Below are 11,013 nucleotides of genomic sequence, written 5' to 3'. Positions count from 1 at the left end.
CCTATCCCAAAAGGAATTATCGTATAATATAATGAATTACGATAATTTCTGAGGGCAACGTATGGCAGGTAACAAGTGGCAAATCAGTGATGAACTCTGGGAGAAAATGGCTCCTCTCATCCCGGAGCATAGAACTCAACACCCGCTGGGTACGCACCGCAAGCGGGTTGATAATCGCGCTGCAATGAACGCCATTTTCTTCGTACTCAGGACGGGTTGCCAGTGGAATGCGCTAAATGCCACCGGTATATGCTCGTCAAGCTCTGCTCATCGCCGATTTCAGGAGTGGCGGGATGCTGGCGTATTTGAACGCTTCTGGCAAAACGGGTTGCTTGCTTGCGAACAGTTGGACGCTATTGACTGGTCGTGGCTGTCGATGGATGGTTGTATGACTAAATCACCGCTGGCAGGCTCAAAAAAACAGGCAGGAACCCAACAGACCGAGGGAAACGGAGCGTAAAGCGCAGTCTGATGACCGATGCGAACGGATTGCCCCTCTCTGTGGTGGTAGCGGGAGCAAATACACACGACATAAAGCTGGTTGCGGATACGCTCGATGCCCTCCTGACGGGCAGACCGGGCAAGAGGCTCCGGTTGTGCATGGACAAAGGGTATGAAGCGGAATGGTTGGGATCGTATCTGAAAAGTCGTCGCTATGAGCCTCATATCCAGTCACGGAAGGATGAATCAGAAGCCATCAAAAACACGGATTTTAAAGCCCACCGCTGGGTTGTAGAGAGAACATACAGTTGGATGAATCGCTACCGTCGTGTCCTGACTCGTTGGGAGAAGAAGGTCGAAAATTACGAGGCAATGCTGCATCTTGCCTGTGCCATCATTGTCTGGAATAAAATCCTTTTGGGATAGGTTCTAAATGTGGGAATAAAAAGCTAACTGTAAATAAACCTACTATATTTTATTTACTTATCAGTAAATTATGATGAAACATCTCTAGCTATCATCACATTAGATGATAGCTAGAGGTGTCACTAGACAGTTTTGTTGGTCATGTATTCAATCCGGTGAGTAACCTGTAATATAAGGTAATTTTCCAGAGAATATTCATGGCTAAAGTTGATGTAAGGTGCCCATTTTGTCAACAAACTCCCTCAGTGAAAAAACATGGCCTAGGGAGTACAGGTCATCAACGTTATCGTTGTCAAGACTGCTGCCGAAGCTTCCAACTCGACTATGAATATCGAGCCTGCCAGCCCAGTACCAAAGATAAAATTATCGACCTCACGATGAATAATGCCGGTATTCGTGATACCGCTAGAGCCCTTCATATCAGCATTAATGCGGTTGTTCGCACTTTAAAAAACTCTCGCCGAGGCAGGTAACCTCTTTACCCCTTGATAATCTGCACATTGAGCTCCTTTGCGAAGTCGATGAACAGTGGTCTTTTGTGGGTAATAAGAAGCAACAACGCTGGTTTTGGTATGCGTGGGAGCCCCGCCTAAAACGGATAATTGCTCATACGTTTGGTCGTCGAAACAAAAGGACTCTTCACTAGTTACTGGCTTTACTGTCTAGGTTTAATGTGGCTTTTTGGTGCACGGATAAGTTCAGTGCTTATGAGATATTGCCCAAGCAGAAACATGTGGTAAGTAAGTTTTATACGCAACGAATAGAAAGAGAGAATTTGAACCTGAGAAACCGCTTGAAGCGCCTTAACCGTAAGACATTAGGTGTAACTCTTCACCCGCGATGCCTTGACAGCAAAGTTATGTGACGAGGTTAACTTGATCCCATATTCGACTTGAGTGATCTTTCTGAGCTGGCAATCTGAAGGTATGAATAAGAAAACACTACCTCCACCACCAGATTTCGATTCGCCTGAAGAGGCGAAAGATATCATCCATTTTCTATGGAATAAGCTGACCGAACTTGAAGACCGACTAAACCAAAATAGCCGTAACTCTTCTGTGCCGTCATCCCAACAGTCTTTGCATAATAAAGCTAAGAATACTTCGCCGAATCGGAAAAAATCTGGAAAAAAGCCAGGAGCTCAGCCAGGTCATAAAGGCCACCGCCGACTGCTTCACCCTATTGAAGACAGTGCCTCGGTTGAGCAATACTTACCAAATAAAACATGCCATTGCGGTGGTTGTGTTATTCCAAATAGAAAACCTTATAAACGACACCAAATTTTTGATTTGCCAGATATCTCTTACACACTTGTTGAGCATCAGGTCTTCAAAGGTGAGTACTCATGGTGTGGTGATAAGCATCAAGCAGAGCTTCCGGAGCATGTCTCTGATGTTCAGATGGGCCCAAATCTACATAGTTTTATCGCAATCCAAGCGACGCAGCACCATCAAAGCATCGGCAAAATACAATCTATGCTGAAAGATGTGTTTCAGCTTAACTTCTCTACAGGTGCGATATCAGCCGCACAAGGACGAGTAACGGAGTACTTAGCAGATACTCATACGCAAATCCATGAAACAGTCAAAGCCTCTCAACTGATTATGGCCGATGAAACCTCGCATCAACGTAATAATGAGAAACGCTGGATGTGGGCAGCCCTGAGTAATGACTTTGCCTTTTTCCAAATCAACAGCGGTCGAAACCAACATGCGGCTAAGCGATTGCTTGGTGAAGCTGTTTCACACCTTTTAGTGACCGACCAATACTCAGCCTACAAATACATTGATGAATCAAAACGGCAACTATGTTGGGCGCACATCTTACGAAACGTCATCGCTATCGAGGAGAGTGTTTGTCCTGAAAATCAAAAAATCGGGGAAAAACTCGCGTTGATCGCCCACAGTGTGTTCAGGTGCCATCACCGATATATCGAAGAGAAGCTCACCAAAACCCAATACTATCGCCGGCTCAGGCGGTTAAGAAAAAGCTGGCTTCATTGGCTCAAACTGGGCAGTTATCAATGTTCGAAACGTTATCGAGGTCGGTGCCGAAATCTCATGTCTGATGATGCTATGGTGTGGCGCTTTATGGATGATCCAGACTGCCCGTTAACGAACAATGCAGCAGAGCGTGTCCTGCGTAATTATATATTGATGAGAAAGTGCTGCTACGTGACTCGCTCATATAGAGGCGATCTGTTCCGTGAACGTATGTTCTCACTTATAGAGACTGCCAAGCTTCAGCAGATCTCAGTGAAGTGGTCAACTAATATTGGCCAACAATGGTTAGTTGACTTACCGCAGCTCTGCGAACTGAAACACTGGATAGATTACCCACAGTTCTTAGACAAATTGAGCCAAGTGAAAAAAAGTAACAAAATGAAATTGGCGCACTTTATTGCACAAACTCAGCAAATTGTTATCAATCCCGAAGCCTTATTTGATGTACAAATCAAACGCATCCATGAATATAAGCGACAACTATTAAATTTGCTGCATGTCATTACTCGCTATAATCGAATATTAGCTAACCCTGAAAAAAATTGGGTACCTCGTGTGGTGATTTTTTCAGGTAAAGCGGCCTCATCCTATAGCGCGGCTAAAAAATTATTCATCTCATCAACGATGTTGCTACCGTTATTAATAATGACCAACGCATTGATTCACGGCTAAAAGTCGTTTTTATCCCTGATTACAGTGTCAGTTTGGCCCAAAAAATTATCCCTGCGACCGATCTTTCTGAACAAATATCTCTCGCAGGTACTGAAGCGTCGGGAACGGGTAATATGAAATTTGCACTAAATGGGGCGTTAACAATAGGCACATTAGATGGCGCCAATGTTGAAATTCGTGAGCATGTCGGTCCTGATAATATTTTCATATTCGGGAATACCATTGATCAAGTGAAACAAATCAAGCAAAACTACTATTACCCACGCTGGTATTATGAAAATGATACGGAACTAAAACAGGTCATAGACCAAATTGCGAACGGCTATTTTAAACCTGATTCCCCTAATTTTTATCAAGATTTAACGCATAGCTTATTAGATGGCGGCGATCAATATTTACTCTTTGCAGATTATCGTAGCTACATTAATACGCAAGAACAGGTCGATCATCTATATCAAGACCCATTAGCTTGGCAAGCCAAAGTTGCACAAAATATTTGCAATATGGGCTTTTTTTCGTCAGATAGAACGATAAAAGACTATGCTTCTCAAATTTGGCACATTAATCCTATCATTTTGTGAGTATATGATTTAGCCGTCAATTAGCTGTTTTGCAGACAGATAATGAAAGCTTAGATGAAGCTTATCAGCGGCTATTTATTGGCCCTTACGCATTGCCATCACCGCCATGGGGTTCTGTGTGGCTAGATAAAGAAAATGTCATTTTTGGTGATTCCACACTGCAATTACGTGAATGGATGCAACATAATCACATTGATATTTGTTTAACGCAAAATGAACCTGAAGATCATTTTGGTTTGATGTTGATGATGGTGGCATGGGTTGCTGAGAATGAGCCGCTTAAATTAAATGCGTTATTAGCTCAGCATTTATTGCCTTGGGCGTTCCATTATCTCAATAAACTGCAAGCTAATGCCAATTTTCCATTTTATGTGGGGTTGGCAGAGTTAGCGCAATTGACGCTGACAGGTTGGTAGAATTCATTAAAGATTGATGTGGCCGACAAAGAGATCTTTTTCCGCTAGAAAATATTAGTGAACGATATAGCCATTTTAATGGCTATATCGTCATTGTTATTAAATAATAACGTTTGTTATTTGAAGTAATGGCTTTTCTAATTCAACTTTTTTGAAGTGAAAAATATTGATACAGCTATTAATTAAATGGAATTATTATACCCAAGTTATCTGAATAGTGATTCAATGCTCGAGTTCCCCCTTGATAAAATTGCTCTTGTCGCTCATCAAGATATTGCCTGTATTTAGTTACATTAAAATTAAAGTATTTTGATTGATTTGTGTTTTTAATCATGTAGTTGTTGGATGGTGACTCACCGAGCTTCCCATTGAAAATTAAGGGGTCTTTCTTTGGGTAAATATAGTTATAAATTAATTCATTATTATTGTTTAAATCATTCAAAGCAAAGCTATGAACTGGAATAATAAAGGTCATGAAAATAAATAGTAATTTAATCATGTTTAAAGTCTCATATCAACTTGGGTTAGAATGTAGTGTATTTTTAGTTTAATAACGCAATTAAATTAAGCGGCTGTAATAAATTTTTTCTATTGGTTTTTTTATTGTTAAATATAAGCCCTCAGAATTATTTTTATATTTTAAATGAGAGATAATATCTCCGTTTGAAATATAGTTAGATGTATTGTAATTCAAAATGTAGCTACCTAACGAATAATATGATAAGTATAAAAACAGTGCAAAAATAAAGTATTTTATTTTCATTTTTAAAAGCTTATTAACGATATGTATAAGATAGCATTTTTATTTAATTTTGTTATTTTTATAAACGAGTTTTTTTGGTTTAACTATTTGATATATGGTGATTTTTTATTATGTCATCATTTTTTTAAGTAATTTTTATCAATAACCTTAATAAAGGTTTAAGTATATTTAATAATATCTCCAGGCTGACAATCTAAAATTTCGCATAGTTTTTCTAGTGTGGAAAATTTAATTCCTTTTATTTTCCCATTTTTGAGCAAGGATAAGTTTGCCTCGGTGATCCCTAGCTCTAAAGCTAAATCCTTTGATTTTATTTTTTTCTCAACCATCAAAACATCTAGAGTTATTATTATAGGCATAGTTATATATACTGTTGATTTTCATCACTAATTTTTTTGGCTTCTTTCATTATTAGTGCGAGAGAGAGGATCATAATGCCGTAAATTATCTCACGCATTGCATTTAAAGAAAACCCTAAATAAAAGACAAAAATGCGTTCACCGGGTGGTAAACTTATTGATAATGCTAAACTTGTTAATGAGCCTAACATACCATTCACGATAGGTGTTATGACTGCTAATATTCCACCGATAAAGAGTGTTTTGATATTTCGTTGTGTCCAAATTTCGCCTTTTGATGCTTCAAAAAAGAAATAACCAACAAAAAATAGGCTTATAGAAGAAATTAAAACAGGAATATGTGTTAGTAGCATTAGTAATATCACACTTATGGAACTTAGTTCGATACTCTTGTCTAACAACGTCGGATCAATGTTTCCGATTATCCCGTACAACATTTGTTCTTTTTGAGTTGCCCAAAAATAGTAATCACAAACTAGATCTGCGATTGCCATTATCCAAATTATAAAAGCGACTGATTTAGAATAAAAAAATAATTTTTTCTTACTTTTGCTCATTTCCATTTATCCACATAGACCTTGCGTTAGTACATTAATTATCAAATTACAATAAAAAATTATCGTAGTAAAGAAAAAGATTATCGTTTCACGATAATTTTACTTTCTGTATATGCGGTGTTTAAGAATGAGGTTTATAAATTTGAGTTAGGTTGAATTGTTTTGTCTGGCCATGATGGAAAACATATCAGTTGTGATACCAATTTGACGGAAATAGGGAGGCCATATCCGATTATTTTTTCTTCGGGGTATAGGGGGGATCAAAGAGTCGGTTTAAAATCTATTTGTCTTATCCAATGCGCCGTAAAACCCTGTCCTTCAGGGCAGGGATATAAGGCGCGGTTTTTCACCTAACCTGGTGTTTGCTGTTGCTCAATGTATTGCCGAATGATGGATATTGGCGCACCTCCGCAACTACCGGCAAAGTAGCTTGGACTCCACAGAACGCCTTTGTAGTAATATCTACCTGCAATATCAGGCCGATCACGCCGCAACAATCGACTTGAAACACCTTTCAAGCTGTTAACAAGGTGAGATATCGCTAATTTCGGTGGATAGTTGACCAGTAGATGCACATGATCAGCTTCACCATCCATCTCCAAAGTCTGCACATACACTTGCGAAATAGCCGCGCAGCTTCTCAATAGCGTCCTGATCAAATATTTTCCGGCGATATTTAGCCACAAAAACCAAGTGAACATGCATTAGAAACACACAGTTTCTACCGCGGCGGATATCCGTTTCTTTTTTCATAGACCAAAGTATAATTGTGAATATGAAACGACTTCAAGCCTTCAAATTTCAGTTAAGACCAAATGGTCAACAGGAGCGCGACATGCGGCGCTTTGCTGGGGCTTGTCGTTTCGTTTTTAACCGTGCGCTGGCACTTCAGAATGAGAACCATGAAGCGGGAAATAAATACATCCCCTACACTAAAATGGCTTCATGGCTCATTGAGTGGAAATCCCACTCTGATACCCAATGGCTAAAAATGATAGAAACAAATTGAAACCTATACTTACATAAATATATAATGTCGAAAATACTAATACTTGAGGTAATATGATGAAGTCTAAGGCTGCGTTTGTTATGTTGGCGCTACTAGGTTTGGTTGGGTGTTCTACAAATAGATGGGATGCCTCAGCATCAAAAGAAGTACCGATGGAAAGAATGTCTTGGGAGTCGGATAGATATAAGAATGAAGGGAAAAGTGAAGTGGTCATAAAAAGATATGCGGGTTATGAGGGGATGGGGTGTTCTCAACAAATTTATTTTAATGGAATGAAATTGTCAGAACGAGACTGTAAAAGATTTTGAGAAAATGGCTGGTTTCACTGTTAAATCCGATCCTGATACATGATCTCGAACTGTGCCATCGCTGGCTTCTAGTTGCGTATGGCATAGTCCACTTTTTGAAGCCTGATTCAAGGCCAAGTACAGCGACTCAATGGCATTGGTGGTATAAATGGCCTTGCGTATTTCAACTGGGTAGTCGAAGAACACACGTGAATTAACCAAAAGTGTAATAACGCTCAACATCCTCTTCCACATACTCTTGGTGTGTATATCGATGCTCTTCGTAGTAATAATAATTTTTATCACGCCCAATAGTAGGCTTAATCACTGTAAAGGTCTCAACATCAACACCTTCAAGTAAATGTTCCTGACACCAGATGTTTTGCCCAACACGGCAAAAATTGCTTTTTGGATAAAAATATAATTCACCATCATCAGGTAGTGTTAATGGTTGAAGTTGTTGATTGAAGTACCATACATGCTGCTTATCACGCCAATAAGCCCCATGATAAACATCAATGAGTTCTACTGTTGACGCATCAGCGTTCTCTATATTTTTCCAACAAATCCTAACATTGTTAGCATCTTTCACTAACCCTAAACGCCAATCAACAATTTCAAAACTGTGGGGATCGAAACCTTCTAATAATTTTGTTCCCTCCCAGACATGTTTTTTATCGAGATAATAATTTTCTTGTTGGCGAAATGTTGCTGCGTCAGCATGTTCTAATACACCGTTATAATAAAAGACTTGATTACCCGATATTGAAAATATGTTGTCAAATTTTGTCACAGTACCAGGATCAACTCCTTCAATTTTAAAAACTCCCTGCTGGTGGTTTGAGCCGTAGAAAGCATTTTTATCGATATAATGGCTATCATTGATTTTTTGAAAAGTTGCCATATCCACGGTGATAGAGCCAAGCTTAAATTGACGATTTTTTATCACAGAAAACCATAATGTATTGTCGATTTGTAATATAAAGTCAGTATCGTAATCCCCCTCAAGCAAACGAATCGTTTTTCCTAATAAATTCGTGTCTATCAATATGGGCATATTTAACGATAGCTTAGGATGCAGCCATACAGAATTATTGTCAGAATAGATATTTTTTAAACTATCGGTAAATATGCGCTTAAACGTGAAAGGATTAGCATTAGGCAATACCTCATTTTCCCAGCTAACAACCTGAGTTCCATTAGAGAAGAAATCTGTGTTTTTAATATGAATACGGTTATCTGGGGTCGCATTACGCAAATATATATTGTACTGACGTTTAGTTTGATTCCATAATTTGCTATCAATCCATTTTTTTATGTTATCTTCACTGGTATCCTCAAGCTCTTGCAACCACTCCTGTGCCCAGTTTGGAGTATCAAAACGAGTGACTTTATCTGATAGGGTTGATTTGTCTTTTTCAACAATCAAAGTACCTGCAATATTTTCACCATATATTACCGTCGCGGTAGTATTTCTCGCGACAAAAGAGGCCGTTGTTTTTAAAATCTCAACAAGATGTAAAATATTATCACTAAGCTCATTCGATACTAACCATAATCCACAACGTAAAACTGCCTGCTGCTTATCATGTAACAACAAAAAGCGTAATTCATCTGAAGGGGCATTGAGATAAGTTAAAAACAATTGAGCAATGGTTTTTTGCTGTAATTTCTGGGCATGACCTGATGCTTCTGCTATCGTAAATTCTGATTTTAACCAACGATCAAAGGCTGCCCGTGATAAAGGTATTTCTCCAAACAAATACTGCGGTTCTGCCATAATATATTCCCTCTTACTAACGAATATGTTCTATCGTCGTGCCTCCCTAAGATTAAGTAAACCTACATTTCCCAGCAATAAATAGGCATCGATAAAGGAATATACTTCAAATGCAATTTAGGGGGATAGACAAAGATGTCAGTGTCTTTTAATGATAACCGTACATCATGGATAGACAATAAATTGACTTAGGCAACAATATTACCCGTTATTTTGTTAGCAAAAAACGCCGTAAACCCTCGCCCAATGCGGGCGGGGATATAAGCGATGGCCTGGTTGTTCTATTTGTTGCCCGAGTCCGTTGCAAACTTGTTGTCTGAAGCAGGCAGACGAATTGTGTTAGTTCGTGCGTTTGGTGCGCCGTTTGACGTAAAGGACTATTTAAAACAGCGTGGCTACCGCTGGCATGACGGTGTTAAAGGTGCCAACAAACATTGGTGGCGCGAAATCAGCGAAGACGAGTTGCCGCAGGAACAAACTTACCTGGATGATTTGTATCATCGTGGCTCAGAACATGCCCACTATGACTACAAAGATGCTCGCAATCGATTTAAAGCTTTGTAGCTCTCTACAAGGTAAGCCTTGCATATTTGAAAACCTCTGGAAAATGGAAAGTGAACTCATGGTTTAATCAATAAGAGGAATCTTTCCATGTACCAAGACACCTACATTGAATACTGGGGCGAAATCTTCGTCTCTGCCCGCATCATTGAATTTGGCATCACGTTCGGGTCACGTATCCAAAGGGGTGATGGCATTTCAAACGTAATACTCTCGCTCAATGAAAGTCCCAATGATCTTGTCATGCATGCCGGATGATTTTGAATACCCTAACGTCTTGCGATTAAGAACCTATCCCAATAGGTTTTTATTCCAGACAATGATACCACAGGCAAGATGCAGCATTGCCTCGTAATTTTCGACCTTCTTCTCCCAACGAGTCAGGACACGACGGTAGCGATTCATCCAACTGTATGTTCTCTCTACAACCCAGCGGTGGGCTTTAAAATCCGTGTTTTTGATGGCTTCTGATTCATCCTTCCGTGACTGGATATGAGGCTCATAGCGACGACTTTTCAGATACGATCCCAACCATTCCGCTTCATACCCTTTGTCCATGCACAACCGGAGCCTCTTGCCCGGTCTGCCCGTCAGGAGGGCATCGAGCGTATCCGCAACCAGCTTTATGTCGTGTGTATTTGCTCCCGCTACCACCACAGAGAGGGGCAATCCGTTCGCATCGGTCATCAGACTGCGCTTTACGCTCCGTTTCCCTCGGTCTGTTGGGTTCCTGCCTGTTTTTTTGAGCCTGCCAGCGGTGATTTAGTCATACAACCATCCATCGACAGCCACGACCAGTCAATAGCGTCCAACTGTTCGCAAGCAAGCAACCCGTTTTGCCAGAAGCGTTCAAATACGCCAGCATCCCGCCACTCCTGAAATCGGCGATGAGCAGAGCTTGACGAGCATATACCGGTGGCATTTAGCGCATTCCACTGGCAACCCGTCCTGAGTACGAAGAAAATGGCGTTCATTGCAGCGCGATTATCAACCCGCTTGCGGTGCGTACCCAGCGGGTGTTGAGTTCTATGCTCCGGGATGAGAGGAGCCATTTTCTCCCAGAGTTCATCACTGATTTGCCACTTGTTACCTGCCATACGTTGCCCTCAGAAATTATCGTAATTCATTATATTATACGATAATTCCTTTTGGGATAGG

At 40.1% G+C, this 11,013-nt stretch carries 5 protein-coding genes and 10 pseudogenes; 8 read left to right on the top strand and 7 right to left on the bottom strand.

Annotated elements, in window-relative coordinates; genetic code table 11:
• The first annotated feature begins 61 nt into the window (after positions 1–61).
• The 5 pseudogenes from GKR48_RS02100 to dmsD all read left to right on the top strand — a co-directional run.
• Positions 62–867 (top strand): annotated as a pseudogene (locus GKR48_RS02100) (IS5 family transposase).
• Positions 868–1,064: 197 nt separating this feature from the next.
• Positions 1,065–1,732, top strand: a pseudogene (locus GKR48_RS02095) (IS1 family transposase).
• Positions 1,733–1,793: 61 nt separating this feature from the next.
• Positions 1,794–3,065, top strand: a pseudogene (gene tnpC / locus GKR48_RS02090) (IS66 family transposase); the annotation flags it as partial.
• 72 nt (positions 3,066–3,137) lie between these two features.
• Positions 3,138–4,123, top strand: a pseudogene (locus tag GKR48_RS17730) (glycogen/starch/alpha-glucan phosphorylase); the annotation flags it as partial.
• A 41-nt stretch (positions 4,124–4,164) separates the two neighbouring features.
• Positions 4,165–4,539, top strand: a pseudogene (gene dmsD / locus GKR48_RS02085) (Tat proofreading chaperone DmsD); the annotation flags it as partial.
• 921 nt (positions 4,540–5,460) lie between these two features.
• Here dmsD and GKR48_RS02080 read toward each other — a convergent pair.
• The 3 genes and pseudogenes from GKR48_RS02080 to tnpA all read right to left on the bottom strand — a co-directional run bounded on the left by GKR48_RS02080 (position 5,461) and on the right by tnpA (position 6,902).
• Positions 5,461–5,661, bottom strand: coding sequence for a helix-turn-helix domain-containing protein (locus GKR48_RS02080; RefSeq protein ID WP_070925360.1), 201 nt, complete (start codon positions 5,659–5,661; stop codon positions 5,461–5,463).
• Positions 5,662–5,663: 2 nt separating this feature from the next.
• Positions 5,664–6,218, bottom strand: coding sequence for a hypothetical protein (locus GKR48_RS02075; RefSeq protein WP_230088461.1), 555 nt, complete (start codon positions 6,216–6,218; stop codon positions 5,664–5,666).
• Between the two features lie 350 nt (positions 6,219–6,568).
• Positions 6,569–6,902, bottom strand: a pseudogene (tnpA, locus tag GKR48_RS02070) (IS200/IS605 family transposase).
• Between the two features lie 91 nt (positions 6,903–6,993).
• On the opposite strand from tnpA, the pseudogene GKR48_RS02065 reads away from it, so the two are divergent.
• A pseudogene (locus GKR48_RS02065) lies at positions 6,994–7,209 on the top strand (helix-turn-helix domain-containing protein); the annotation flags it as partial.
• Between the two features lie 74 nt (positions 7,210–7,283).
• Entirely contained in the window at positions 7,284–7,535 is a 252-nt protein-coding gene (locus tag GKR48_RS18110) for a hypothetical protein (RefSeq protein ID WP_042116339.1), read from the top strand.
• A gap of 20 nt (positions 7,536–7,555) precedes the next feature.
• Here the strand turns inward: GKR48_RS18110 and GKR48_RS18295 are convergent.
• Both GKR48_RS18295 and GKR48_RS02055 read right to left on the bottom strand, forming a co-directional pair.
• Positions 7,556–7,721: pseudogene (locus GKR48_RS18295) on the bottom strand (IS256 family transposase); the annotation flags it as partial.
• A gap of 7 nt (positions 7,722–7,728) precedes the next feature.
• The gene (locus GKR48_RS02055) at positions 7,729–9,294 is read right to left on the bottom strand and encodes a DKNYY domain-containing protein (RefSeq protein WP_154626598.1); all 1,566 of its coding nucleotides are present in this window, start codon (positions 9,292–9,294) and stop codon (positions 7,729–7,731) included.
• Between the two features lie 264 nt (positions 9,295–9,558).
• On the opposite strand from GKR48_RS02055, the pseudogene GKR48_RS02050 reads away from it, so the two are divergent.
• Positions 9,559–9,858: pseudogene (locus GKR48_RS02050) on the top strand (DNA polymerase III subunit epsilon); the annotation flags it as partial.
• Between the two features lie 195 nt (positions 9,859–10,053).
• On the opposite strand, the pseudogene GKR48_RS02045 reads toward GKR48_RS02050, so the two are convergent.
• Together GKR48_RS02045 and GKR48_RS02040 are read right to left on the bottom strand one after the other, a co-directional pair.
• A pseudogene (locus GKR48_RS02045) lies at positions 10,054–10,143 on the bottom strand (IS1 family transposase); the annotation flags it as partial.
• Positions 10,144–10,146: 3 nt separating this feature from the next.
• Positions 10,147–10,952 (bottom strand): IS5 family transposase gene (locus GKR48_RS02040; RefSeq protein WP_230088568.1). Its coding sequence is split into 2 segments (ribosomal slippage): positions 10,147–10,599 and positions 10,602–10,952, totalling 804 coding nucleotides; the frame shifts between segments, so codons are not numbered across the junction.
• Positions 10,953–11,013 lie beyond the last annotated feature (61 nt).

This window comes from Providencia sp. wls1943 (genome assembly GCF_009706275.1).
Taxonomy (GTDB): Bacteria; Pseudomonadota; Gammaproteobacteria; order Enterobacterales; family Enterobacteriaceae; genus Providencia; species Providencia zhijiangensis.
Note: the sequence above shows the minus strand (reverse complement) of the source record. Positions and strands in the feature narration are given on the sequence as shown.